We start from the raw sequence: 24,259 nt of genomic DNA on the forward strand, positions 1-24,259 counted from the left end.
ATTATTTATTAAATAGACAACATGACGTTAGCTACGGCTGTATTCTTTATGTACTAGTTTCATCAATTCCATTGCCAGTAAGCTTTTATTATTTGGCGCTAAATGCTGTGTGCTGCTACTCGTTAAAACTATAAGCGCGTTTCGATCAGAATTAAAGCCTAAAGTAGAATTTGATACATCATTTGCGGCAATCATGTTCAATTTTTTCTTTTCTAACTTAGCTCTTGCGTAAGATTCAACGTGCTGTGTTTCTGCAGCAAATCCTACTGTGAACGGTGGTTTTTCTAAAAACGCGACACTACTTAATATATCAGGGTTTTGGCTTAAGGTTAACGTAATATTTTGGCTCTGTTTTTTTAATTTTTGCGCGCTTATCTTATCTACTTTATAGTCAGCAACTGCTGCGCAAGCGATAAAAATATCCTGCGTAGCAATGGTTTCGTGTACTGCATTTAGCATGTCTTGTGCGCTGTTTATGTCTTTGCGAATGACATTTGGCGGCGTAGGAAGCGACACCGGTCCAGCAATCAAAGTGACCTTCGCGCCCAGCTGTTGTGCAACTGCAGCAATGGCAAAACCCATTTTGCCCGAGCTGTGATTACTTATATAGCGCACGGGGTCAATTTCTTCACGGGTAGGACCTGCAGTTATCATGATGTGTTTATCTTTGAATAAAGCTTCAACAGCGCGATTAGCGTCGGCAAATTCTCCAATGGCGTCGGCTAGTTCGTGTGCTTCAAGCATACGCCCGTAGCCTATGTCGCCGCAGGCCTGTTCGCCAGCCGCTGGGCCAAGAACATGAGCGCCTCTGAGTGCTAGGGTGTTCATATTGTGCGTGGTGGCGGCACTTGCCCACATTTGTTGATTCATGGCCGGAGCAATAAACACAGGGGCCGTGGTAGCGAGCGCTAAGGTAGTGAGTAAATCGTCTGCTAAGCCCAAGGCCAATTTAGCGACAGTATTGGCTGTGGCGGGCGCGACCAAAAAGTAATCGGCCCAGCGTGCTAGCTCTATATGGCCCATGCCGTTTTCGGCGTCTTCGTCTAATAAGTGGATGCTTACCTTGTTGCCTGAAACAGCCTGCAGTGACAAGGCACTTACAAAATGCGTGGCAGAATTGGTAAGTACGACTCTTACATTTGCACCCTTAGCGGTTAATTTACGCACTAAATCGGGGGTTTTATATGCCGCTATTCCGCCACTTACCCCTAATAAAACATTCTTTTGTACAAGTTGCATATTGCTCATAGATAAGTATTAATAAACGAGGTTTAATGCTGTTATTAAACCACTGTTAACCAAGGAATGGAAACATGAAAATTCAAGATTGGCCCTTACATGAGCGCCCGCGTGAAAAATTATTGCAATTTGGCTCACAAACACTCTCCGACGCTGAACTTTTAGCGATATTGATTAATACCGGTATTAAAGGGCAGTCGGCAGTAGAGTTGGCGCGCAATGCCATTAATCAGTTTGGCAGCGTGCAGGCTTTGCTGTTTGCCTCACAGCCACAGTTGCTTAAATTACCGGGTTTAGGCAAAGCCAAGTTTGCGCTACTGCAGGCATGCACAGAGCTTTTTAAGCGGGGTCTGGCCGAGAAACTGCGCCAGCAAGACAGCTTCACCAGTGCCGACACCGCATCTGACTATTTGCGCGCCCAGCTTTCGCAGCAAAAGCGTGAAGTATTTGCCATGCTCATGCTTGACAGTCAGCACCAGCTAATTGCGTATCGAGAAATGTTCAAAGGCACTATTAACAGCGCAGCTGTTTATCCGCGAGAATTAGTCAAACAAGCTATGGATGATAACGCCGCAGCTGTTATACTTGCACATAATCACCCCAGCGGCGTTGCTGAACCATCCCAAGCCGATATTCAAATAACGCAAAGAATAAAGCAGGCTTTCGCGCTGGTTGATGTGACCGTGCTTGACCACTTCGTGATTGGTCATTCGTGCGCGGTGTCTTTCGCTCAAAGAGGATTACTATGAAAATAGTTACGCCCTTGTGATCGAAAGTGTTTGTATTTTGTGCTTATTTACTGTATAAAATGCGCCCTCTTAATTAACTACGTTTAACTGCAATTTCTTTGCAGATGTTAAACGGAATAACAGCTGTTCTGGAGACTAAAATGTCTAAAATTTGTATAGTAACCGGTAAGCGTCCAATGGTTGGTAACAACCGTTCACACGCTAGAAACGCGACTCGTCGTCGCTTTTTACCAAATCTTCACACACACCGTTTTTGGGTTGAGAGCGAAGAGTGTTTTGTTAAGCTTCGTTTATCTACCAAAGGTATGCGTATTATTGATAAAAACGGCATTGATTCAGTATTAGCTGATATCCGTGCACGTGGCGAAAAAATCTAAGGAATCTGATCATGCGCGATAAAATTAAGTTAGTGTCATCTGCGGGTACCGGTTTTTACTACACCACAGACAAAAATAAACGCAACATGCCTGGCAAAATGGAGATCAAAAAGTTTGACCCAACAATTCGCCAGCACGTTATGTTTAAAGAAGCTAAAATCAAGTAGTTGATATTCATGTAACAAGCACCAAGTAATGAAAAAAGTACTAGTTTCGCGGATTAATTGATTTGTCTCCAGATTGACCCGTAGCGTCACAAAATTCATACTTGTAAGCTCAAATGCATAAAAAAATCCCAGCTAAAGGCTGGGATTTTTATGTTCGCTAATATCGTTTTTTATACTACAAACCCACCGTTGTCGCCTTAACTATAATCGAAAATCAGTTGTTTTTTGTCATCGACAAACAAGTTTATGTGTTAAATTCACCCACTATTAAACAGTTACTTGAACTAATAGTGCAGGTAACGCAGTAGCAAGCACTAGCATTATTTTATAGCGCGCGTTTTGTCTTTTTTACTCGAGTGGCGATGCGTTTACACGACCAATGGAAGAACACTTTGCCAGAACTGCCTGAAGTAGAAGTCACACGACTGGGTATATCTCCCTATTTAATCAATCAAACCATTAAAAAGGTGCATGTGCATCAGCGTCAACTAAGATGGAAAGTACCGCTGCAGGTGCATCTAAGCGAAGGCTTAGTCATTAACGACGTGACCCGCCGCGCTAAATATTTATTTATTCATACCGACGCAGGCGAAATGGTGCTGCATTTAGGGATGTCAGGTAAAATGCGGGTAGTCGACGCGCAGCTTGCGCGTAAAAAGCACGATCATATTGAAATTGAACTGCACTCGGGCAAGAAGCTGGTGCTCAACGATGCCCGTCGTTTTGGCAGTTGTTTATGGCAAGATGTTCGCAACAGCCAAGCCCTTGCGATGCTCGATAACTTAGGTCCTGAACCATTAACCGATGATTTTGATAACAAGCGCCTGTTCGCTTTAAGTCGTGGCCGCAAAGTGCCGGTAAAAAGCTTTATTATGAACAACGCCGTTGTGGTAGGCGTAGGTAATATTTATGCAAACGAAAGTTTATTTAACACCGGCATCGACCCACGTCGGGCGGCCGGGCGCGTTAGTCTAAAACGCTATAAGTTGCTCACCCAGCAAATTAAAATAGTTCTAGCAAAAGCAATCGAGCACGGTGGTACTACTTTAAGAGACTTTGCCCAAGCCGACGGCAGTCCGGGTTACTTTGCCCAACATTTACATGTGTATGGGCGAGTGGGGGAAGAGTGTGATGTTTGTAAGGCGCCAATATTCTCAAAGGTGATTGGTCAGCGCAACACCTTCTTCTGCAAGATGTGTCAGCGCTAAGCAACTATTCATAATTTATGGGATTGAAAATAAAGGCCATAGCCTTCATGACTGTTTGTAAACAAAGACTTTGTCTTACCTTGCAAAGTGTGATTTTTTAAATAGTGAAGCGAACATGATGTTTCCCTGTCATGGGAGTAAAGTCATTATTTAATGCCAAATTTTTCATTCAAAGCTGCATATACAAGTGGGTGACAAAACTGCTCAACACTTCCCTTGTGCAAGGCCACTTCCTTTACCAAGGTAGAGGATATGAACGAATTTTCTTCTGAAGGCGTCAAAAACACGCTTTCTAAATCAGGGTTCAAGCGCCGGTTCATATTGGCTAGCTGAAACTCATATTCGAAGTCGCTCACCGCGCGTAAGCCTCGAATCAGAATGTGAGCGTTGTTAGTATCTGCAAATGCGGCAAGTAGGCCAGTAAAGCCAGTCACTTTAACATTTTTTAAATGTGCGCATACTTGCGTAATGAGCGCCACTCGCTCTTCTAAAGAAAACAGCGGTTGTTTGCTGGGGTTAGCGGCAATCGCCACAATAACTTCATCAAACATACTGGCAGCACGTTCAATTAAATCGGCATGGCCGTTGGTGATTGGATCAAACGTACCCGGATAAATTGCACGTTGCTTCGACATAAGCTTAATTCCTTTGCTAGCGGCAGCGATAAATAACTAATAGTTGATAATCGTAGACCCTTTGCCCAGCAATTGCTAGAGAGCATCCATCATTTATTGTAGCCTGCTAGTAAGGCGTCCCAATCGCGTTGACGATAATGATAGTGCGGTGATTTACTCACTTGTTTAAGAAGTGAGCGTTTAAAGCGCAGTAAGTTAGCGTTTTTCCAATCATCACCGCGTTTAATGGCACACTTATCGAAATCGAGCAAATGAATGCTTGGCGGTGTAGTTTGCCGACTCAGTAATATATTTTTCACGTTAATATCGCCATGATACACCTGCGCGTTGTGCATTTTTTTTATTTGTAGCCCAATTGCTTGCCACGTAGCCGCCACGACGCCTTCTGATAATAGTATTTCGTTGAGTTCAACGGCGTTTGAAATAACTTCGGTAATGATATCAGCGCTATAAAAAAGACCTTTGCGGGTAATTTTACCAGCGATTGGCTTAGGGACATTCACTTTTTTATCACGTAAGTGCTGCAGCACGCTCAACTCTTCATAGCAGCGAGTGTGCGAAATGCGGGTGAATATAAAGCTATCGTTTGACACCTTCGCGACTAAGCCACCTCTTTTGTAATGGCGCAGCACTAATTCAGTATTGCCTAAGGTAAAAAAGTAGACAATACCTCTGCCTTTTGCGATCTGTGTGATGAGTTTTTTTCGTTTTAAAAAGTCATTGTCGAAGTGATCGTCACATAGGCCTAAGGCCTCAGCGCTAGGCGTGAGCAATAATGTACTCTTATTTAATTCAGTAACTTGTATCGTCATTTGCTCATTAACAGGCTTCATTTACACAATGTGGCGCTAATATATCAAAAAAGCGCATGATCACATAGTGGCCCCACCTGCTGCGATGGGCTGTCAGCCTATAAGCTGGTTATTTGGTGGTGTTTATGTGCACATTTACCTCACACCATGCTGTGAATAAGATATCGCTTATGTGCGCTGGGAACACTAAATTCACTCAACTGCTTATAAAATCAACAAAACGTTCATAAAAAGCAACTTGGCTGCAAAGTTTACGCAATAAACCGCCTATTTTGATGGTATCAAAGCGATTATTAACATTGTGTTTTACACTATGTCGTATACAATTTACTCACATAAAAACGTGCCTTTTTATAACGCAAAGAAGCACTTTTTTTCACGTTTCACTTAGCATCTTGTTGTTTAGAAACAAGTGTGCACAGATATGGAGTACGCAATGTCACAGGCGTTTATTCAGCAACTACAGCAACAAATTGATGAGAGCAAAGCTCAAGGCCTATACAAAGAAGAGAGAGTTATCACTTCACAGCAGTGTTCTAAAATTGCGATTGCTAATGGCCAAAAAGTGCTTAACTTTTGTGCCAATAACTATTTAGGGCTGGCCAATCATGAAGACTTAATTAAGGCTGCTAAAGACGGCTTAGACAGCCACGGCTTTGGCGTAGCCAGCGTTCGTTTTATATGCGGGACGCAAGATATTCACAAGCAGCTTGAAAGTAAAATAAGTGAATTTTTAGGCATGCAAGACACCATTTTGTACCCTTCTTGCTTTGACGCTAACGGTGGCTTGTTTGAAACAATATTGACCAAAGAAGACGCCATTATTTCAGATTCGCTAAACCATGCCAGCATTATAGACGGTGTGCGTTTGTCTAAAACCATGCGTTATCGCTACGACAGCAACAATATGCAGGCGCTTGAAGAACAGCTTATACAAGCCACCAGCGATGGCGCTCGCTTTAAACTAATTGCCACCGACGGCGTGTTCTCAATGGACGGCGTTATTGCCAACCTAAAAGGCATTTGCGACTTGGCTGACAAATACGACGCCATGGTAATGGTTGACGACTGCCATGCCACCGGTTTTGTGGGTGAAAAAGGTAAAGGCAGCCATGAATATTGCGATGTAATGGGCCGGGTAGATATTATTACCGGGACCTTAGGTAAAGCCCTTGGTGGCGCTTCAGGCGGATTTACTTCGGCCAAAAAAGAAGTGGTACAATGGTTACGTCAGCGCTCGCGACCTTACTTGTTTTCCAACTCAGTGGCGCCGCCCATTGTCGCAGCTTCATTAAAAGTATTTGAAATGATGGAGCAGGGCGACGCACTGCGCGTAAAATTAACTGAAAACGCTAAGCACTTTAGAACGCGCATGGAACATGCTGGCTTTACGCTATCGGGCAAAGACCACGCCATTGTTCCAGTAATGTTAGGCGATGCAAAACTAGCTAGCAGCATGGCCAATAAACTGCTCGAAAAGAATATATATGTGATTGGGTTTTCATTCCCGGTAGTGCCAAAAGATAAGGCCAGAATTCGCACCCAAATGTCTGCTGCACACACCACGGCGCAAATTGACGAAGCGGTAGATGCCTTTATTGAAGTCGGTCTTGAGCTTGGCGTCATTTCTGAAAAAAGTGGAGAAATAGCGTGAAGTCATTAGCCAAAACACAGCGTGAAAAAGGCATATGGATGATCGACAGCCCAATACCAGAAATTGGCCCTAACGATCTGCTGATCAAAATTCGTAAAACCGCCATTTGCGGCACCGACATGCACATTTTCAATTGGGATGAATGGTCGCAAAAAACTATCCCCGTGCCTATGGTAGTGGGCCATGAGTATGTGGGGCAGGTGGCTGATATTGGCAGCGAAGTAAAAGGCTTTACCCTAGGCGACAGAGTGTCCGGTGAAGGTCATATAACCTGTGGACATTGCCGTAACTGCCGGGCAGGGCGCGTACACTTATGCCGCAATGCTATTGGTGTAGGCGTTAACCGCCAAGGCTCTTTTGCTGAATATTTGGTTATTCCCGCTTTTAATGCTTTTAAAATTCCCGCGAATATTAGCGATGATATGGCGGCTATTTTTGATCCCTTTGGCAATGCAGTGCACACCGCCCTCTCTTTCGATTTGGTCGGAGAAGACGTGCTTATCACCGGCGCCGGGCCTATTGGTATTATGGCCGCTGCGGTAGCAAAACACGCAGGGGCACGCTTTGTCGTCATTACCGATGTAAACGAATATCGTCTAGACTTAGCCAGAAAGATGGGCGTTACGCGCGCGGTAAATATTAACAACGAAAATTTAGATGAGACCATTAAAATACTCGGCATGACGGAAGGTTTTGATGTGGGTCTTGAAATGTCGGGGGTGCCAAGCGCGTTTAGCGGTATGCTAGCCAAAATGAATCACGGCGGCAAAATAGCCATGCTCGGTATTCCGCCTGCAAGTGTCGCAATTGATTGGAATCAGGTTATTTTTAAGGGCTTAACGATTAAAGGCGTATATGGCCGAGAGATGTTTGAAACATGGTATAAAATGGTGAGTTTGTTACAAAGTGGATTAGACTTAAGCCCTATCATCACGCACTCAATGCCGGTAGACGATTTCAAAACAGGTTTTGAGATAATGGATTCTGGCCAATCAGGTAAAGTAATACTTGATTGGACAGCGTAGTTAGTTTTTATTAGGAGCGCTAATGGAACAGTTTCAGCATATTTCGCCGCAGGACACCAAGGCTAGGTTAGACAAAAACGAGATAAAAGTGCTTGATATTCGGGACGATCAGTCGTTTGAATCTGGCCATATTCCCAATTCTTTTCATTTAAGCAACGGCAACATTACTCAGTTTATGAATGAGAACGATTTTGATACGCCGGTGGTGGTATGTTGCTACCACGGCATTAGCAGTCAGCAGGCGGCGCAGTACCTGATTCATCAAGGCTTTAAAGAAGTGTACAGCATGGATGGTGGGTTTGAAGTTTGGCGCACTAGTTTTGCGTTTACTACCACAAGCTAAGGTATACTTATATCAGCGCTGGCTGCTTTATTCACTTCTATAAAACGCTGCTAGACGGTCTGGTCGCGCAGTTCACGAAATCGCTTCAGCATTTTTGTTTACCCGTGGTAAAAAACAAATTCAATGTGGTAGACTCAAGCTATCGGACAACTTAGCAAAAACTGTAGTATTGATTACGCCAAAAATGTTTCCTTATTCTATGCCTGTAAAGTGGCAATCACTACGCGACGTAACAGAACTGCGGCCATCGGTGGCTGATTGGCTGCTTAATACAGGTTCGCTTACTGAACGTTTGCAAGCGCTCACTAGTCATTTTAAAGTAGAACTTTTGGGGCAAAAAGTGGCCTGCCCGGATGAATCGGAGCGCCATCGTTTATCTCAAAACACTAACAATACTTGGCAAATACGCGAAGTTCTATTGCAGGGTGTGCCGCTGGAAACTGCCAGTAAAGTAGGCACTAATAGTACTGTCAAACGTCAATCTATGCCCCAAGATTGGGTGTTCGCCAGAAGTGTTTTACCTGATAATTTATGCAATTCAACATGGGCGAATTTAGGTAATCAACCCTTAGGCAGTCGCATTTTCAACGATGATAAATTTGTGCGCGGTGAATTTGAAATTGGTAAACTTACTTATCATCCACTCAACCATAAGGCTTTTAGCCCTACTCAAGACTTTTGGGCAAGACGCTCAAAATTTACCATTGAAAACTACGAGCTGTTGGTGGCTGAAGCTTTTTTGCCTGACAGCCCTTGCTACTGGTAGCCGCATGATTGCACTTAAGTTCGTAAACAAACACCATTATTGGCAACTTATGCGTGCTCACAAACCTATTGGTACATACTTACTTTTATGGCCAACACTTTGGGGCTTATTGTTTGCAGCGAAAGGCCTGCCGCCTTGGCACATTACCCTTATTTTTGTGCTGGGCGTAATCGTTATGCGAAGCGCAGGCTGCGTTATTAATGATTTTGCTGACCGCAAGATAGACGGCTCGGTGACGCGTACTAAAAACAGGCCCTTACCTTCGGGCGATATAAGCACTAAAGAAGCCAAACATCTCTTTGCCATGCTCATCATTATCGCTTTTGTACTGGTATTATTCTTAAATATTCAAACAATTGCACTGTCGGTGGTAGCGCTGTTCTTAGCCAGTATTTATCCCTTTATGAAGCGTTACACACATTTACCACAAGTTGTTTTAGGCGCCGCGTTTGGCTGGTCTATTCCCATGGCCTTTATGGCGGTTACCGCAGCACTGCCGGCTTGGATGTGGCTGTTATACACGGCTAATTTATGCTGGATTGTGGCCTATGATACGCAATATGCCATGGTAGATAGAGCCGACGATATAGAAATAGGCATTAAGTCGACCGCTATTTTGTTTGGACGCTTTGATGTGACTTTAATCGTACTGCTACAATGCATTACGCTGGTCTTATTAGCATGGGTTTATTATATTACTAATTTACCTGCAATGAGCTATTTGGGCTTATTGTGCGCAGCAGCACTTTTCATATACCAATTTACGCTATGCAAATCCCGAGAAGAACCCAAATGCTTTACCGCTTTTTTAAACAATAACTGGGTGGGAATGGCAATTACAATAAGCATCGCGCTTGCTTATGTTATAAGTGAGTAACAGCCACTATTAATAAATCCATGCTAACATTAGCAAATCAAGGCCTATTTACTATTGAAAAAGCTGACTGTTAACCAGCACTTGCAAAATCACGCAAAGCGAAGGATTACCGGCCAAACGGAAAAGGAATAATATCGTTCGCCCTGCTTATAAAAGTGTGCATTTTGTCACACGCAAGGGACCGGTTATATTCTAATTTGTTAACGAAGGCGTTTTGTGAATATATATTGACACAGTGATGGGCAAGTTGCGCGAGCTAATCGTCACAATGCATATTCCACACGTAACTATACCCAGAAGTAAGCTTCAATATTAATGATAGAAGTGCTTAGAAACGTCTATTAAAGGAGTGATTACCATGAGTCAAACACATGAATATTCATTGAAAAAAGATTTCGCAGATCCCTTAAGCAAACACCATACGCCGTCTGGATTTTCTGAGCGATTCGTTTTGCGCTTAACCAAGCTCTTACGTTTTTTTGCCAATCTTTTTTTTACCAGCTTTGTAATTTTATACATAATCCCTGGCCGAACGGCGCATAGATTAGTAGGATATTTCGAAGATGAAGACGGCATCAGAGATGTAAACCATCAATTTGCTGATAACTTCGATAAAAAAGCATAAAACCGGAGCACGATATGACCTCAAGCCTGCCTGATAAAAAAGCGAGTGCTCACGATATCCAGGCATTCATTGGCAAAGTCAAAAATACTGCGCTGGTCACGAGCGCAAGTAAAGGCAGATTGATATTTGCAATGGATGCCACAGCAAGTCGTGAGCACTGCTGGGATATGGCTAGTCAGCAACATGCAGCCATGTTTGCACAAGTCGATAAAGTGAGTGCACTGAGTGTTCAGCTTTGTTACTACCGGGGAATGGGAGAGTTTAAGGCGCTTCCTTGGACAAGCGGCGCCGATGAAATTAAGCAATCCTTGCTGTCGGTACGCTGCCTAGCCGGACAAACCCAGATTGCCAAAGTGTTATCACATGCATTGAGTGAAAATCGCACAAAAAAAGTAAACGCACTGGTATTTGTTGGTGATTGTGTTGAAGAAAACCCAGATTCACTAGGAGCCTTGGCAGGCCAGTTGGGAATACTCAATTTACCTGTGTTTATTTTTCAAGAAGGAAACGACTCAAACGTTGGCAGTATCTTCTCACAGTTAGCGACATTGAGTGGAGGCGCCCATTGTCAATTTGACCAAGGCAGTGCCAAACAGTTAGGTCAGTTGTTAGCCGCGGTTGCAGTATATGCAACAGGCGGTAAATCTGCTTTGAAAAGTAATTTATTGAGCAATGATGCGAGCGTGCAACGCTTATTGCAGCAGTTAAAGTAGTCGCAATGAGTAGCGAGCAACAATTTGACTATTCTCACTAAAATACCAATATCGTAAAATGTATAGTGATAGGCTTTAGGCCTTAACTGATACCTTAAATAAGTGAAAACTCTATGATAGGACTTGTTGTTTTAGTAGCGGTTATCACCATCGGCTATATTACACTAGGATATATTCGCGGCTTAAGACTGAAACAAAAAAAGAAAGTGGGCGCAAAAGTGGGTGCGCTTGCGTTTATCTCGACACTGCTCTTGCTAACGGTTACTGGAAAGCTTTATCTTTTGGCAGCACTGGGGACAGGTTTAGTAGTATTTGCTAAGCGCTTATTTCCATTTCTACGCTATTTTCCGTTTTTAAACGGGCTTTACCAAAAGGCTAAAGCTAAACACAGCTCAGGTTCAGCGCAGCATTCTACGGTCGAAACTAGCTTGCTCAGAATGACTCTTGATCACGAAAGTGGAAATTTAAATGGTGAATTACTAGATACTGTTAGCAAGGGCAGATATCTATCTGAATTTAGTCAGTCAGAATTAACTTCCCTTTATGTTTTAGCAGAAAAGCAATATCCGGATTCAATCGAAGTTTTGGCTGCCTATCTTGATCGCCAGTATGGCGCTGACTGGCGCGAAGCTGCTAATGCCGAGAACGATCCACCAGGCAGTGAACAAAACGCAGGCGCAACCGATGGCGCTAAGATGACTGAAGGTGAGGCTTATGCAGTACTTGGCCTTGACCAAAACGCGACGAAGGAAGAGGTCATTTCAGCGCACCGTAAACTAATGCTAAAGCTTCATCCAGATCGAGGAGGCAACAATTATTTAGCCGCAAAAATTAATCAGGCGAAGGATTTACTGGTAAGCCGCCATGGCATGTAAACTTAGAGCGTTCATGCGTTTGAAACCAAGGTGACGTGAAACTAAGGGTAGGGGTTCCTTGAAATAAGCAAACGAGGCGCGTCGTAAAAAACACTATTTAAGCGTTAAAATACGCTGACTCAAGGCACTCGCCCATTCTTTGTAAATATCAATACCCGGGTGAAAACCGTCTTCGGCCATTGCGCTATTCTGTAGATTAGGCGATGAAGCTTCGTAAGATGTGCGCCCTTGTTTAGCTAATTTACTTTTTTGAAGTGCGTCAAGCTGCTTTGCTCTGCAGCCCATGACCCATCTTAATGGTTGGGGCAGCAAAGCAAAAGCATGCATAGGTGGCATGCCACTCACAATTATATGCTTGGCGCCCAGGGTTTCGAAACAATATTCATGTAGCTTGTGTTGTTCGTTTATCCAATGTGTTGAGCGCTGCAAAGACGTAGCGTCATTAACGCCCAAACCGGTAATGACAACATCAATGCGCTGGTTGCAGTGGGCGCTCGCTATCATGTCAATCATATCTTGGGTTTGCGCGCCTGTCTTAGCCACTAACTGCCACGATACACTGCGTTGAGTTTTTAAATTGGCAATAAGTTGACCCAGCAGGGCGTCTTTTTGATGCGTAACACCCACCCCCGCTGCCGCTGAGTCACCTACTATAAGAATGGAAAGGCAGGGACAATCTTTACGATAAACAGTACCTTTACGCTCACCTATTGCTTCGGGCAGCCTAAGCGCTCGCTTGCGCACTTGTTTCGCTTGTATCAACAATATGGGGAATACCAGAAGCGCAAATACTTTATACAGCATGAAACTCCTTGAGTACGCTAAGCACTGGCAATGCCCTTAATACTTGGCCAAAAAACATCTTATTTGTCTTCCATCAAATACAGGCTATAAATAGTACGATTACGCCTCAATTTTAAAGAATTTAATGCTCAAAGGATAAGGCCATAGAATGCCGCCGTTAGCTTTAATTGCGCCCATAACAATAAAAATAAGACCACAAATAAGGAGAGCGAAGTAACCTAACACGCCAATAACGATGAACGTGAGAATAAAACAGATGAAGAAATAAATGAGTGCACTTAGCATCCAGTTAAAAATAACCTTGCCATGGTTATCTATGTCTCGGCTATGTTCTTTGTTAGTGGCCCACATAATAATTGGCACGACTAGTCCGCCAAAAGGAATAATAAATCCTGCTAACTGGCTTAAATGCATAAGCATCAAATATACTTTGAGTTCCATGCCCCAAGGTTTGAAGTCTTCCATTGTATTTCCTCTTTACACTAGCTGAACTTAATTCACGCTTAACGCTAACCGGCTAATATTGACAGCATTGGCCATGATAGTGAGCATCGCGACAATCACTGAAACCTATCGGCTTTTGATACAAGCAGGTCAATCAGGGTGCTCGCTTCGATGTTTTTTTATTAACGCGATGAGTAAACACTTATATTTATTTTGAAGAGCGGTTTTTTCATTCACAACAATGCGACAGTCGTCTTCAGCGAATGTGTTAATCTTATAGTCTTTGTGCGCGCTAAACAATGGCTTCTTCACAACTCACATTAGGACTTACTCAAAGAGACGTATGACGATTTTTGCAGTATCTAAATAGCGCTTGATTCTGAAGGTTTCTCTGTTACTCTTTTATTCAGTTAATATATAAACAAAAGCTATATAAAATGAAGAAAAAGTTACTGAGAAACTCCGCACTATGCTTAAGTTTTGCAATGGCGTTTAGTCTGCAAGCTTACAGCGCGAACACCGACGTTAAAACCGCCGTTGAAAAAGATTACGATAGCTATCTCAAAGACCTGTTTATTCATTTTCATAAAACCCCAGAATTGTCCTTGGTAGAAACCAAAACCGCAGCACGCTTAGCGAAAGAGTTAAGACTGGCCGGCTTTGACGTCACACAAGGTGTTGGTGTGGCCGTTGAAGGCAATCCATCAACTGGCATTGTGGCTATTATAAAAAATGGAGAAGGCCCGCTGGTGATGATGCGAGCCGATATGGATGGCCTGCCCGTAGAGGAAAAGTCTGGTTTGGAATATGCTTCAACTGCCACCCAAATCTCGCCTATAACGGGCAAAGAAGTATCGGTAATGCATGCCTGTGGTCACGACGTTCACATTACTAGCCTTGTTGGCACCGCTCGCTACATGGCGGCTACAAAAGATCAATGGTCGGGTACCTTAATGCTAATTGGGCAACCCGCAGAAGAGCGTCTTAAAGGCGCTAAGCAAATGATGGATGCCAACATATGGGACACATTTGGACAACCCGATTATGCACTAGCGTTTCATGTGGGCTCCTCCGGGCCAACGGGAATAGTGAATGTAGTGGGCGGAGCGCCTTACGCAGGCTCTGACAGCCTTGATATTATTATACATGGTGTTGGCGCTCATGGTGCCAGCCCGCATGCAGGCAAAGATCCTATCGTGCTTGGTTCCCAAATTGTAATGGCATTACAAACCTTGGTTTCACGTGAGCTTAGCCCTCGCCAGCCGGGTGTGGTTACGGTTGGCTCATTTCACAGTGGCACCAAACATAACATTATTTCTGATAGAGCCGTGCTGCAGGTAACGGTTAGAAACACCAATTTAGAAACCCGCAAAATACTGCTTGATGGGGTTAAGCGCATTGCTGAGAATATGGGCCGCGTCGCCGGTATGCCAGAGGATAAGTTGCCAGAGGTTACGATTGTTTCAAGTACCCCGCCCACGGTAAACGATACTGCACTAGCGATGCGTTTAAAATCAGTGTGGATTGATAATATGGGAGAAAGTGTTGTGACCAGCCAAGAAGCAACGGGTATGGGCGCCGAAGACTTTCCCTATTTCACCACCACCCCACTTATTAAAAGCGTTTACTGGGGTATTGGCGGCACTAACCCAAAGGTGTGGGCAGCGGCGCAAAATGGTGGTGAGCCTATTCCGTCGCATCACAGTTCATATTTTAAAGTAGAGCCTGAGTCAGTCAAGGTGGGTGTTGTAAGCACTGTTCATGCCTTGATGGAATTAATGCCAGCTAAATAGTGCTGGTTAGAAATTTAATGGGGTAAAAGAAGGGGCCTAGCGCCCCTTTTCAATTAGAGCCTATAAATCGGTAGACCCATCATCATTTGCCTCAAGTGTAGCAAGGCGAACTTCTAAAGCTTCCAGCTTTTCACGCGTTCTAATTAGGACTTGGCTTTGCACATCAAATTCTTCACGGCTCACAAAATCAAGTTTGCTTAGCTGTGACTGCAACACCTGTTTGACTTTTTCTTCGGCATCGCCCGCCATGCTTTTCATGCCCGAGGGAATAACGTTTGAAATATTCTTAGCAATCTCTTCGAGTTTCTTAGGATCAATCATTTTTGCTTCCTTTAATTCTTAACCTGACTCTATTGTAGACGCAAAGCTAAAAGAAAACAGTCTCTATTGCCATTGTTTTGTTATAATTCGTGTCTAATAAACTCATAGCAGTGTAAATTTTCATGCGATTAAACCCAGCCCAGCAGGCAGCGGTAGAATATATTAGCGGACCATGTTTGGTACTTGCTGGTGCCGGCAGCGGTAAAACCAGGGTAATTACCCACAAAATTGCCTACTTGGTGAACGTGTGCAAGTACAAGCCTAGTCAAATAGCCGCGGTTACCTTTACTAATAAAGCGGCGCGGGAAATGAAGGAGCGGGTGTCGCACACTCTTGGCAAAAAAGAGTCGCGCGGGCTGAAGGTGTCTACCTTTCACACCATGGGCCTCAATATCATTAAAAAGCATGTTACTACCTTGGGCTACAAAGCAGGGTTTTCCTTATTTGACGATAAAGACAGCTACGCGCTGTTAAACGATTTAACGCATGATGAGTATGCAGGCGACAAAGAAGCGCTTAAACACCTGCAGCGCAGTATTTCGAATTGGAAAAACGAGCTTATAATGCCCTTAAACGCGATGCAAATGTATGAAAAAAGCACGGGTATAGAGAGTGAGCACGCTAAGTATTATCAAGAATACGCGCGCCACATGCTCGCGTATAATGCGCTTGATTTTGACGACCTAATTTTATTACCTACGGTACTCCTTCAGCAACATCAAACCATTCGAGAGAAATGGCAAAATACCATTCGCTATTTGTTAGTCGACGAATACCAAGATACCAATACCAGCCAGTATCAACTGGTACGACTGTTGGTGGGTGAGCGCGCTAGGTTCACCGTGGTAGGCGATGACGACCAGTCTATTTATTCATGGCGTGGTGCGCAGCCTAAAAACTTAAGTCTGCTAAAAGAGCATTATCCGCAGCTTAAATTAGTCAAGCTTGAGCAAAACTACAGAAGTAGTCAGCGTATACTGCACAGTGCCAACATTCTTATTCAAAACAACCCGCATTTATTTGATAAGCGCCTGTTTTCAGAGCTCGGTCAAGGCGATAAGCTAAAGGTGCTAGTGGCTAAAAATGAAGAACATGAGGCTGACAAGGTTACTGCCGAGCTAATGGCGCAAAAATTCATGAATAACACCCATTACAAAGACTATGCCATATTATATAGGGGGAATCATCAGTCGCGCGTGTTTGAAAAAGTCCTCATGAAAAACCGTATTCCCTATAAAATTAGTGGCGGCACATCATTTTTTGGACGCCCTGAAGTGAAAGACACCATGGCTTATTTGCGCGTGTTGACCAATCAAAGCGATGACAATGCAATACTGCGCGTAATCAATACGCCAAGCAGAGGCATTGGCCGAGTCACCTTGGCTAAAATAGGCGAGTTTGCCAATCTTAACGGCTGCGGTCTTTTTGATGCTATGGTTCATCCTCAAATTAATGCTGTGTTAGGCGACAAAGCAGGCCAAAGCGTACAGCATTTTGCCAAGCTCATTGCCACCACCAGCGAAAATGCCGCCACAGGCGACACCCAAGGCGTACTGCGCGACTTTATAAAGGCCTTGCAGTATGAAGAATATTTGTACGCGCTATCGGCCAGCCCCAAAGCGGCTGAAATTGCTATGAAGAATGTGTCAACCTTATTTGGCTGGGTACAAGACTTGTTAAAAGGCGATGCATTAAATGCATCCATGAGCTTGCCCGAAGTAGTTCAGCGCTTAACCCTACGTGACATGATGGAACGCGGGGAAGACGATGCCGACGCCGACCAAGTTCAGTTAATGACTTTGCATGCATCCAAAGGCCTAGAGTTCCCATATGTGTTTATGGTGGGAATGGAAGAGGGTTTGCTACCGCACCAAAGCAGTATTGACGAAGACAACGTTGACGAAGAACGCCGGCTCGCTTACGTGGGAATAACGCGCGCTCAGCGCCAGCTGTACTTTACCATCGCAAAAGAACGCCGTCAGTACGGTGAATGTATTGAGCCAACGCCGTCTAGATTTTTGTATGAGCTGCCCGCCGATGATCTTGAATGGGAGTGGCAAAAAAAGCAAGATTCAGAAGAGGTGCGCCAAGAAAAAACCGCTAAGGGCATAGCGGCTTTGAAGAAAATACTAGAAGGATAAACCTTAGACGTTTATATACCTTCAATCATATATTCAATAGCGGCTTTAATATCGTCGTCGGTGCAGTCGCCACATGCGCCCATGGGCGGCATAGCACCAATTCCATCAATTGCGTTTTTCCAGACCTGGTCAAAGCCTTTTTCGTCAAGGCGAGGCTGCCACTCAGCGCTTACCTGAGTTTTAGGTGCGCCAAGCACGCCTATTGCATGGCACGCAGTACATGCGCCTGCATAAATATCTTTGCCAGAGCGTGGTCCTGCTGCAACTGCGGCTTGAGGTGGCGCAGCCCCTGCAATTTGTAATTTACCAACAGGTTTTATTCTTTCCAACAGCGCGCTGTTGTCTTCTTGTGCAATACTCACGGCAATGAAACAACAACTTGCCACTATAACTGCTATAAATGCTTTCACCTTCACGATAATCTCCGAATAATTGAAGTATATAACTTGCGCGATTATAAACACATACAGATGCTTAACAACTCCTACTTGCGTGTTTGGCTATATTTAGGTAATTTAGTTGGGCAGTGAGGTTTACGTTTATTTCCTGTGGCTACAGCGCCATAAAAGCCATAAGGCAATAATTTTGACCGTAAAAAGTGGAGCGATGAAATACTGTGACCATTGCGATACTTGCGCTGTTGTCTAATAAAGACGATGTCAACGCGTGAGGTGATCTTTGTGAGCGTTTTTTGAGTTTTTATAATATGAATATAAATGAATCAGTAAACCTTGTTACCCTTGTTGATAACAATGGCAATACTACCGGATATGCGGACAAGATTGAAGCTCACTTGCGTGGTGATCTGCACCTAGCTTTTTCTTTAATGATCATTCGTCGTCAAGGCGATTATGTAGAGTATCTTCTTCAAAGACGAGCCGCTGATAAATATCATAGCGGAGGATTATGGGCAAATACGTGTTGCTCCCATCCACTTCCACGCGAAACTGTTAAAGATGCTGCTCGGCGGCGGGTTGCTGAAGAATTAGGTATTAAGGCTAAGTTGAGTTTGTCTATTATTGGACAAATCTGTTATCGCCATAGCCTTGACAACAATATGATTGAACATGAGTTTGACAATATTGTGGTGGCTGAAGTTGATAATATAGAGTGGCGGCAAAATCCTGATGAAGTCATGGAAGTTCGTTGGTGGACTGAGCATGAAATTATAAAGACCCTAAAATACAATCCCAAGGTATTTACGGCTTGGTTTGAAGAGGTATTTACTTATATAAGAGACGATCGTTCACTAAGTATTCCCAAGCTTTGACTAGTTGATTACGCAGCCTTTTCGTGGCGATGCCATACGCTTATTAGTATCATGTGTGACATGGTTAACCCAAATAGACCGATGAAAACCCAGCGCAAAATGACTGTATTTATACTAAGCCCACCCCTATATTGCGATACCCCATAATACACGCCTAAGGCGATAAACATGGTTGCTAATACAAATGGTATACTGAGTAAAACCGCCCTACTTATATCAATATTGAGTTTAGCGCTCACATCATGCAGATGCTTAGGCGAGTGAAGCAAACAAAAATAAAGTGAAAAATGCAGTAAGGGGGTCAGTACTAAGCTACTCATAATCAGGCAGATCCATTCTGCCAGACGCCACTTACCCTTGGCTTTCCTTGACATTACTAGCTTAGCTAAAAAATATAAGAACACGGCCAGTGTAGCAAAGAATAATAAGCGCATGCCCTGCATGACAAGGTTTGCTGCGTCAACACTAAGTAGTAGTGCAGTAAACAAGCTCGTGACAACATCTGAATAAATAACAGCAGGCCCGCAAATTACAATAGCCGCTAAGCACATACCGGCGTACTTTGGCATTGAAGTGCGCCAGTCTGCCGAAAAGTGAAAAATAGATACACATAGAAATAGTACTAATGCGCTTGCGGGAAAGCCGAGCCAGAATAAAATCGAAAGGACGGCAATAGTGGTGTATGCGCTAATAAAAAAGATGCCAGACTTTACGCTATGCACCAAATTCAACGACTTTGCAACGGCAAAGTCTAAAGCGCCATGTGGTAGGCCTAATATAGTTACCGCTGCGGCTAAGCCAATAATTAAATACTGCTCTGGGAGCGAAAAATTTGCTGCCACTAACAGCGCAAATATTAGCAAGGTGCCAATGTAAATTTGAGTGTAGCGTAGTTTTGTCACTGGTTTAAATGCCTTTGGCTCTTTGGAATTGATGCTAGCGCTTTTGCACTATTATTTTTTGTTAATTAATAACTTACAAGCAGCTATCAAGAAAGGTTTTTTAGGCATTGCCCAAATGACACTGATGAAATCTACAATGGTAGCCTGCTGAGTCATAAAGCGCACAAACCTTGCTGGCTTTACTTTTTTGAACATAAGTTCGAATATGCTTACCCCAATAGACATGTTGTCACGCAGGACTTTTAGCATGATCATGTCCACTACACAATAGACTCGTTTGATGGGGGCGGTTGGGGAGAACCTATTAAAGCCCATAAGTTCCCTTGCGCACTGTGTCGCCCAGCCCTGAGAGTTGAGAAAGCTGTAGCCGGTGGATGCTCGCATAGCACCGCCCGCTATGCCGCCATAGCAAATATTTTCGTTCTTTTTATGATGGTTCTGGTTTAATAAATACATAGGTAACACCGCATTTTCTGAACGTTCTACCGTATATTTACGTTGTTTAAGCAACTCTTTTATAGCCCCATGCAAGCGTAACTTTAAGGTATCTTTGCTAATAGCATGCAAACTAAAGCAGGTAAATTCGATTAGCGCTTGCTTAGTATTAAAGGGTAAAACATACACAAACTCAATCCCTAGTGCAGCGCTTTTTAGCTGATGCATGAGCTGCACACAAGACGGCTCAAAAAAATCCTCGCTGAGCGTAATTTCTTCGCCGTAAAAACACTGCAGTAAACCGGTATGATTTTTATCTATCGGCGGTGGTCGGGTATCAAGAACTTTGCGAGCGTTTATTGCAAAGCCATTGCTTGTCAATGTACAAATATTGTCTTGTGTACGTACTAATGTTACGTCACTGTTATAGATTATCCTGAAACGTGGGTTTTGATCTATTCTCTTTTGCGCAAGGCGGCTTAAGTCATCAGATCTAACGCAGCAATAGCGATAAACATCGCTGCGCATCACATAATTACTTTGGCTCGTTGACAAGCTCCAATGTGACCATCTGTGGGAGATAATTGATGCGATATAACGTGGAACATTCAGTAAACCCAATGAGATGTTTTGCGTATCAGTGCTCCAAAAACTCCAAATGCGATCATTTAGAGGGCCGCTGTTGCGCTCCAGCACGGTTACTGAGTGAGGGTAATTTATATCGTCAAGGGCAAGTAATAAGGATAGCCCCGCAGCGCCTGCGCCAATGATAATTAAGTCACTTGTCTGTTGGCTGACGAGTGCAGTTTTCATGTGCTAATTGCCAGCTTCGAAGCTTTAGCCTTTGCAAGGGGGATGGTTGTAAGATGTTTGTGCAGTTCTTGGGAATGCTTAATATGACCGTCAGCAATGTTACGCGCACTTAAGTCCCATAATGCTTGGCAAGCGAGAGTTACTTTTCTAGGTGTTGATACAATTACCCGGCCATTCCAGTATCGACAGTTTTGCCGGAGTAGCTTTTTACCAATTTCTCTATACACGTACGCTGCAACGGCAATCGCTCTTTGATTACGTTTAGGTAAATAGTAAAGTCCGGCTAAACCACTTTGATAATATTCTTGGGCCAAGTGTAAGAGTTGTACTATTGCGTCTTGAATATTTTTTTGATCTTGGGCTTGATTCGCGGCAATTTGCTTGGCCGTAATTGAATTCACCCAAATGCCAGGAATATAGCGGCGATTCATGCGTGCATCTTCCATAACATCTCTTGCTATGTTGGTGAGCTGCATACCTATGCCTAAATCGATCGCAAACTTTTGGCCTTGCTGATCTGCGCCTAGTATAGGTGCCATCATTAAACCCACTACACCAGCGACTTTGTAGGCATATTGGACTACTTCTTGCTCATTTACTAAGGCTTGCAGACTAAAATCTTCGCTAACGCCTTCAATGAGTATGATGCCGTTTTGTCTATCTATACTGTGTTCTTCGCACAATAATAAAAAATCGCCAATTAACGGGTGGTCTTTTTCATTTTGTATTATTGAACTTCTAATTTCTGCAAGCTGAATTTCAGCTTCTATTTTATCTTCGTTTTCGTCGGCTATGTCATCGATAATGCGGCAAAATCGATATAAACGCGCCGCTGCAATACCTGTTTCAGCTCCTAAAAACAGCCGCGCAAAATTAAATGACCTGCCATGCTTTTTTAGCAGCGCAGTAGGATCATCTACCATTGTTTATATACCTGTAGCGGGAATGAGTCTGTCAACCACCTTTGCTGAACATAACACACCTGGTAATCCAGCACCCGGATGAGTACCGGCACCACATAAATATAAGTTTTCTGGCCCTTCCGCTTTGTTATGAAATCTAAACCAAGCAGACTGCTGAAATGAAGGCGCAATTGAGAAGCCACTGCCTTCGACGCTGCTGAAATCTTGCTCAAAATCAGCTGGTGTTTTTGCAAATCTATGCACAATATGCTTAGATAAGTCGGGCATTATACTGCGTTCTAAGGCCTCAATTATCTTATCACCGTACTCATCCTGCTTTTCAGACCAGTTAATACCAGACAGATTATTAGGAACCGGCGCTAGTACATAAAATGAATCACAGCCTTGCGGAGCCATGTTGGGATCTGTCGCAGTTGGACGATGCAAATATAAAGAAAAATCATCGGCCAGCACTTTCTTATCAAAAATATCGATTAATAAATCCTCATACCGTTTACCAAGCCATATAGTGTGGTGTACCACATCGGTATATTGCTTAGTGGTACCAAAATGCAGGACATATAAACCCATAGACAGTTTTGCATGTTTTGTTTTTATGCGCGCGCTCATGCTCTGATTTTGTTTAGGAATGAGATTACGATATAGAAACTTAGGATCTATATTTGAGACCAACTTATCGCACAAAAAAGTCCCATTATTTGTATTAACGCCAGTGACCACATTATTGACTATACTTATGTCGTCTACGCTAGTATTGAGCTTTATTTCAATGCCTTGTTCTAGCATCAGCTTTTCTAAGCCGTTTATAATGGCGCCTGTACCGCCCATCGCGAAATGAACGCCCCATTTGCGCTCTAAAAAATGAATTAAGCTATAAATGCTGGTAGTGGCAAAAGGATTACCACCGACTAGCAAAGGCTGTATCGAAAATGCTTGGCGTAACTTGTCGCTCTTTAAATAAGCACTTACCATTTGATACACAGTACGATGACATTTTAACTTAATAAGCGCAGGTACTTGCGAGAGCATGGTTGAAATTTTATGAAAGGGTTTATCGGAAAGCTGTGTGAATCCAACGTCAAATATGGCCTCAGACTGCGCCAAAAGACCCAAGTAGCCAGCCTTGTCTTCGGGTTCAATATCGTCTATTCGTGCCAGCGTTTCTTCAATTGTGCCGCCATAGTCAAAGTGACTGCCATCGGGGTAAACGAAACGATACCAAGGTTCTACTGGGACAAGCTCAAAGTAGTCTTCTAATTTTTTGTCGAACAGTGAAAATAATTCTTCCAACAGAAAAGGAGCGGTAACGACGGTTGGTCCTGCGTCAAAAATAAACCCGTCCTTGTTAAATTGCTGAGCACGGCCACCAAGTCTTTCTCTTTGGTCAATTAACACAACTTCGTAGCCTTTGGCTCGCAGTCTAAGGGCCGACGCTATTCCCCCAAAACCGCCGCCAATTACAATAGCGTTATTACTCATAGGTGCCTTCGTTCGCTTTTACTAACAGTTTTTGTGAGGCTTTGATTACCGAATTGGCACAGTTAGCAGGAAGTAATTTAAGTTCTCTCTCACACTGCATGAGCAGATATTGTGCGCGCTTGCGCGCAAAGCTAATGGCTTCTGCGACGCTACACTTCGTTGCCAATAAATTTATTAAATTTAGATGCTTATGCTGCAAATCCTGCTGCCAATCGTTCAGGTCATCTACAATTTGATAAGCAATCGCAAATTTATGTAATGCTTTATTTGCCGTATTCACATGATGTTCGTGGCCTGACATAAGTAGAGGGAGACCCAGCGTTAATTGAATTAATGGGCCAGATTTCATTGCAGCGATTTCTTCATACTGCTGCTCGCTTATGTCGCTACTTGCGTCGATATCACGCGATTGGCCTTGAATTGTGATGGAAACAGCTTCATTTATATGTAGTAGAAGCGATGATAGCGCGGGATGCGCGCCTATATCGGCAAGAGTACCATAGGCAGCCGATATCATTGTGTCACCGGTGCATATGGCATGTGACTTACCGTATTTTTTCCACACCGACTGTCGGCCTCTGCGAGTAGTTTCGCAGTCCTGTAAGTCGTCATGGACTAAAGATGCGTTATGTAATAATTCAATACTGCAGGCCAAAGCAATAATGGCCTTAATGGGTAATTCTAAAGCAATGCCTGCATCAATACACAGTTTTGCCCGTGACCTGTTCCCACCGCTGTTTAAGTGAAATAAGCTAGGTGCGCTATGTTGCAGTCTAAAAACCATTTCCTCTTCACATTGATTGAGTAAGAGAGGTAACTGCGGTATAGGGTGCGAATTAGTTTGTATCATTATTGTCACTCTAACCTAA

Annotated in this window: 27 protein-coding genes; 15 read left to right on the top strand and 12 right to left on the bottom strand. The window is 43.5% G+C overall.

From position 1 onward, the window contains the following. Nucleotides 1-27: 27 nt before the first annotated feature. Nucleotides 28-1,239 (bottom strand): bifunctional phosphopantothenoylcysteine decarboxylase/phosphopantothenate--cysteine ligase CoaBC, encoded by a 1,212-nt coding sequence (coaBC, locus tag BAE46_RS11530; protein ID WP_070112900.1) that lies wholly within the window; start codon nt 1,237-1,239, stop codon nt 28-30. 74 nt (nt 1,240-1,313) lie between these two features. On the opposite strand from coaBC, the gene radC reads away from it, so the two are divergent. The 4 genes from radC (at nt 1,314) to mutM (ending at nt 3,740) form a co-directional block, all read left to right on the top strand. Next, on the top strand, nt 1,314-1,988 hold the full coding sequence (gene radC, locus BAE46_RS11535; RefSeq protein WP_006005962.1) for a RadC family protein: 675 nt from the start codon (nt 1,314-1,316) through the stop codon (nt 1,986-1,988). A 140-nt stretch (nt 1,989-2,128) separates the two neighbouring features. Beyond that, entirely contained in the window at nt 2,129-2,365 is a 237-nt protein-coding gene (rpmB, locus tag BAE46_RS11540) for a 50S ribosomal protein L28 (protein ID WP_006005964.1), read from the top strand. 11 nt (nt 2,366-2,376) lie between these two features. Then, complete coding sequence (gene rpmG, locus BAE46_RS11545; protein ID WP_006005966.1) at nt 2,377-2,532, top strand: 50S ribosomal protein L33; 156 nt, start codon at nt 2,377-2,379, stop codon at nt 2,530-2,532. A gap of 392 nt (nt 2,533-2,924) precedes the next feature. After that, entirely contained in the window at nt 2,925-3,740 is an 816-nt protein-coding gene (gene mutM / locus BAE46_RS11550) for a bifunctional DNA-formamidopyrimidine glycosylase/DNA-(apurinic or apyrimidinic site) lyase (RefSeq protein ID WP_006005969.1), read from the top strand. Between the two features lie 146 nt (nt 3,741-3,886). Here mutM and coaD read toward each other — a convergent pair whose 3' ends face one another. Together coaD and BAE46_RS11560 are read right to left on the bottom strand one after the other, a co-directional pair. Further along, nucleotides 3,887-4,375: a pantetheine-phosphate adenylyltransferase gene (gene coaD / locus BAE46_RS11555; protein WP_006005971.1), complete on the bottom strand. Its 489-nt coding sequence runs from the start codon at nt 4,373-4,375 to the stop codon at nt 3,887-3,889. Between the two features lie 89 nt (nt 4,376-4,464). Further along, entirely contained in the window at nt 4,465-5,187 is a 723-nt protein-coding gene (locus tag BAE46_RS11560) for a 3-deoxy-D-manno-octulosonic acid kinase (RefSeq protein WP_158309270.1), read from the bottom strand. 436 nt (nt 5,188-5,623) lie between these two features. On the opposite strand from BAE46_RS11560, the gene BAE46_RS11565 reads away from it, so the two are divergent. The 8 genes from BAE46_RS11565 to BAE46_RS11600 all read left to right on the top strand — a co-directional run bounded on the left by BAE46_RS11565 (nt 5,624) and on the right by BAE46_RS11600 (nt 12,065). Beyond that, complete coding sequence (locus BAE46_RS11565) at nt 5,624-6,841, top strand: glycine C-acetyltransferase (protein ID WP_006005974.1); 1,218 nt, start codon at nt 5,624-5,626, stop codon at nt 6,839-6,841. Beyond that, nucleotides 6,838-7,866, top strand: a complete 1,029-nt coding sequence (gene tdh, locus BAE46_RS11570) for an L-threonine 3-dehydrogenase (protein ID WP_006005976.1) — start codon at nt 6,838-6,840, stop codon at nt 7,864-7,866. The genes BAE46_RS11565 and tdh overlap by 4 nt, the downstream gene beginning before the upstream one ends. 22 nt (nt 7,867-7,888) lie before the next feature. Then, complete coding sequence (glpE, locus tag BAE46_RS11575) at nt 7,889-8,209, top strand: thiosulfate sulfurtransferase GlpE (protein WP_006005977.1); 321 nt, start codon at nt 7,889-7,891, stop codon at nt 8,207-8,209. Between the two features lie 169 nt (nt 8,210-8,378). Then, nucleotides 8,379-8,975 carry a chorismate--pyruvate lyase family protein gene (locus BAE46_RS11580; protein ID WP_244885014.1) on the top strand — a complete coding sequence of 199 codons (597 nt, stop codon included), beginning with the start codon at nt 8,379-8,381 and terminating at the stop codon, nt 8,973-8,975. A 4-nt stretch (nt 8,976-8,979) separates the two neighbouring features. Next, nucleotides 8,980-9,852: a 4-hydroxybenzoate octaprenyltransferase gene (gene ubiA / locus BAE46_RS11585; RefSeq protein ID WP_070112901.1), complete on the top strand. Its 873-nt coding sequence runs from the start codon at nt 8,980-8,982 to the stop codon at nt 9,850-9,852. A 358-nt stretch (nt 9,853-10,210) separates the two neighbouring features. Beyond that, nucleotides 10,211-10,477, top strand: a complete 267-nt coding sequence (locus BAE46_RS11590; protein ID WP_006005984.1) for an alternative oxidase — start codon at nt 10,211-10,213, stop codon at nt 10,475-10,477. 14 nt (nt 10,478-10,491) lie between these two features. Continuing rightward, entirely contained in the window at nt 10,492-11,190 is a 699-nt protein-coding gene (locus BAE46_RS11595) for a hypothetical protein (RefSeq protein ID WP_006005986.1), read from the top strand. Nucleotides 11,191-11,303: 113 nt separating this feature from the next. Continuing rightward, nucleotides 11,304-12,065 carry a DnaJ domain-containing protein gene (locus tag BAE46_RS11600; RefSeq protein ID WP_070112903.1) on the top strand — a complete coding sequence of 254 codons (762 nt, stop codon included), beginning with the start codon at nt 11,304-11,306 and terminating at the stop codon, nt 12,063-12,065. A gap of 93 nt (nt 12,066-12,158) precedes the next feature. Here BAE46_RS11600 and BAE46_RS11605 read toward each other — a convergent pair whose 3' ends face one another. Both BAE46_RS11605 and BAE46_RS11610 read right to left on the bottom strand, forming a co-directional pair. Further along, a complete protein-coding gene (locus BAE46_RS11605) occupies nt 12,159-12,869 on the bottom strand; it encodes an SGNH/GDSL hydrolase family protein (protein ID WP_006005989.1) in 711 nt (236 codons plus the stop codon). Between the two features lie 99 nt (nt 12,870-12,968). Continuing rightward, complete coding sequence (locus BAE46_RS11610) at nt 12,969-13,334, bottom strand: DUF4870 domain-containing protein (RefSeq protein WP_006005991.1); 366 nt, start codon at nt 13,332-13,334, stop codon at nt 12,969-12,971. 416 nt (nt 13,335-13,750) lie between these two features. Between BAE46_RS11610 and BAE46_RS11615 the strand changes: the two genes are divergently transcribed. Next, nucleotides 13,751-15,106: an amidohydrolase gene (locus tag BAE46_RS11615; RefSeq protein ID WP_070112905.1), complete on the top strand. Its 1,356-nt coding sequence runs from the start codon at nt 13,751-13,753 to the stop codon at nt 15,104-15,106. Between the two features lie 60 nt (nt 15,107-15,166). Here BAE46_RS11615 and ubiK read toward each other — a convergent pair whose 3' ends face one another. Then, nucleotides 15,167-15,427, bottom strand: coding sequence for a ubiquinone biosynthesis accessory factor UbiK (gene ubiK / locus BAE46_RS11620; protein WP_006005997.1), 261 nt, complete (start codon nt 15,425-15,427; stop codon nt 15,167-15,169). Between the two features lie 122 nt (nt 15,428-15,549). On the opposite strand from ubiK, the gene rep reads away from it, so the two are divergent. Continuing rightward, entirely contained in the window at nt 15,550-17,568 is a 2,019-nt protein-coding gene (gene rep / locus BAE46_RS11625) for a DNA helicase Rep (RefSeq protein WP_006005999.1), read from the top strand. Between the two features lie 11 nt (nt 17,569-17,579). On the opposite strand, the gene BAE46_RS11630 is transcribed toward rep, so the two are convergent. Then, a complete protein-coding gene (locus tag BAE46_RS11630; RefSeq protein WP_238528970.1) occupies nt 17,580-17,936 on the bottom strand; it encodes a c-type cytochrome in 357 nt (118 codons plus the stop codon). Nucleotides 17,937-18,274: 338 nt separating this feature from the next. Here BAE46_RS11630 and idi point away from each other — a divergent pair, with 338 nt between their 5' ends. Further along, nucleotides 18,275-18,838 (top strand): isopentenyl-diphosphate Delta-isomerase, encoded by a 564-nt coding sequence (gene idi / locus BAE46_RS11635; RefSeq protein WP_070112908.1) that lies wholly within the window; start codon nt 18,275-18,277, stop codon nt 18,836-18,838. An 8-nt stretch (nt 18,839-18,846) separates the two neighbouring features. On the opposite strand, the gene BAE46_RS11640 is transcribed toward idi, so the two are convergent. From BAE46_RS11640 to BAE46_RS11660, 5 genes are read right to left on the bottom strand one after another with little or no spacing between them, the layout of a single operon-like run. Continuing rightward, nucleotides 18,847-19,740, bottom strand: a complete 894-nt coding sequence (locus BAE46_RS11640) for a Brp/Blh family beta-carotene 15,15'-dioxygenase (protein ID WP_006006005.1) — start codon at nt 19,738-19,740, stop codon at nt 18,847-18,849. Between the two features lie 51 nt (nt 19,741-19,791). Further along, complete coding sequence (locus BAE46_RS11645) at nt 19,792-20,988, bottom strand: lycopene cyclase family protein (protein ID WP_070112910.1); 1,197 nt, start codon at nt 20,986-20,988, stop codon at nt 19,792-19,794. Beyond that, entirely contained in the window at nt 20,985-21,911 is a 927-nt protein-coding gene (locus tag BAE46_RS11650; RefSeq protein ID WP_006006009.1) for a phytoene/squalene synthase family protein, read from the bottom strand. Before BAE46_RS11650 ends, BAE46_RS11645 begins: the two co-directional genes overlap by 4 nt. 3 nt (nt 21,912-21,914) lie before the next feature. After that, on the bottom strand, nt 21,915-23,390 hold the full coding sequence (gene crtI / locus BAE46_RS11655) for a phytoene desaturase family protein (RefSeq protein ID WP_006006011.1): 1,476 nt from the start codon (nt 23,388-23,390) through the stop codon (nt 21,915-21,917). After that, the gene (locus BAE46_RS11660) at nt 23,383-24,240 is read right to left on the bottom strand and encodes a polyprenyl synthetase family protein (protein WP_006006013.1); all 858 of its coding nucleotides are present in this window, start codon (nt 24,238-24,240) and stop codon (nt 23,383-23,385) included. The genes crtI and BAE46_RS11660 overlap by 8 nt, the downstream gene beginning before the upstream one ends. Nucleotides 24,241-24,259 lie beyond the last annotated feature (19 nt).

The sequence above is a fragment of the Glaciecola punicea genome (genome assembly GCF_001756615.1).
GTDB classification, from domain to species: domain Bacteria; phylum Pseudomonadota; class Gammaproteobacteria; order Enterobacterales; family Alteromonadaceae; genus Glaciecola; species Glaciecola punicea.

Bases quoted from the DNA above. Each gene is read 5' to 3' on its own strand.
- coaD (WP_006005971.1), bottom strand. From the start codon at position 4,375: ATGTCGAAGCAACGTGCAATTTATCCGGGTACGTTTGATCCAATCACC.
- BAE46_RS11560 (WP_158309270.1), bottom strand. From the start codon at position 5,187: ATGACGATACAAGTTACTGAATTAAATAAGAGTACATTATTGCTCACG.
- rpmG (WP_006005966.1), top strand. From the start codon at position 2,377: ATGCGCGATAAAATTAAGTTAGTGTCATCTGCGGGTACCGGTTTTTAC.
- ubiA (WP_070112901.1), top strand. From the start codon at position 8,980: ATGATTGCACTTAAGTTCGTAAACAAACACCATTATTGGCAACTTATG.
- BAE46_RS11600 (WP_070112903.1), top strand. From the start codon at position 11,304: ATGATAGGACTTGTTGTTTTAGTAGCGGTTATCACCATCGGCTATATT.
- glpE (WP_006005977.1), top strand. From the start codon at position 7,889: ATGGAACAGTTTCAGCATATTTCGCCGCAGGACACCAAGGCTAGGTTA.
- rpmB (WP_006005964.1), top strand. From the start codon at position 2,129: ATGTCTAAAATTTGTATAGTAACCGGTAAGCGTCCAATGGTTGGTAAC.
- BAE46_RS11645 (WP_070112910.1), bottom strand. From the start codon at position 20,988: ATGAAAACTGCACTCGTCAGCCAACAGACAAGTGACTTAATTATCATT.
- ubiK (WP_006005997.1), bottom strand. From the start codon at position 15,427: ATGATTGATCCTAAGAAACTCGAAGAGATTGCTAAGAATATTTCAAAC.
- BAE46_RS11615 (WP_070112905.1), top strand. From the start codon at position 13,751: ATGAAGAAAAAGTTACTGAGAAACTCCGCACTATGCTTAAGTTTTGCA.
- BAE46_RS11650 (WP_006006009.1), bottom strand. From the start codon at position 21,911: ATGGTAGATGATCCTACTGCGCTGCTAAAAAAGCATGGCAGGTCATTT.
- radC (WP_006005962.1), top strand. From the start codon at position 1,314: ATGAAAATTCAAGATTGGCCCTTACATGAGCGCCCGCGTGAAAAATTA.
- BAE46_RS11605 (WP_006005989.1), bottom strand. From the start codon at position 12,869: ATGCTGTATAAAGTATTTGCGCTTCTGGTATTCCCCATATTGTTGATA.
- coaBC (WP_070112900.1), bottom strand. From the start codon at position 1,239: ATGCAACTTGTACAAAAGAATGTTTTATTAGGGGTAAGTGGCGGAATA.
- BAE46_RS11590 (WP_006005984.1), top strand. From the start codon at position 10,211: ATGAGTCAAACACATGAATATTCATTGAAAAAAGATTTCGCAGATCCC.
- BAE46_RS11660 (WP_006006013.1), bottom strand. From the start codon at position 24,240: ATGATACAAACTAATTCGCACCCTATACCGCAGTTACCTCTCTTACTC.
- idi (WP_070112908.1), top strand. From the start codon at position 18,275: ATGAATATAAATGAATCAGTAAACCTTGTTACCCTTGTTGATAACAAT.
- BAE46_RS11610 (WP_006005991.1), bottom strand. From the start codon at position 13,334: ATGGAAGACTTCAAACCTTGGGGCATGGAACTCAAAGTATATTTGATG.
- rep (WP_006005999.1), top strand. From the start codon at position 15,550: ATGCGATTAAACCCAGCCCAGCAGGCAGCGGTAGAATATATTAGCGGA.
- crtI (WP_006006011.1), bottom strand. From the start codon at position 23,390: ATGAGTAATAACGCTATTGTAATTGGCGGCGGTTTTGGGGGAATAGCG.
- BAE46_RS11595 (WP_006005986.1), top strand. From the start codon at position 10,492: ATGACCTCAAGCCTGCCTGATAAAAAAGCGAGTGCTCACGATATCCAG.
- BAE46_RS11565 (WP_006005974.1), top strand. From the start codon at position 5,624: ATGTCACAGGCGTTTATTCAGCAACTACAGCAACAAATTGATGAGAGC.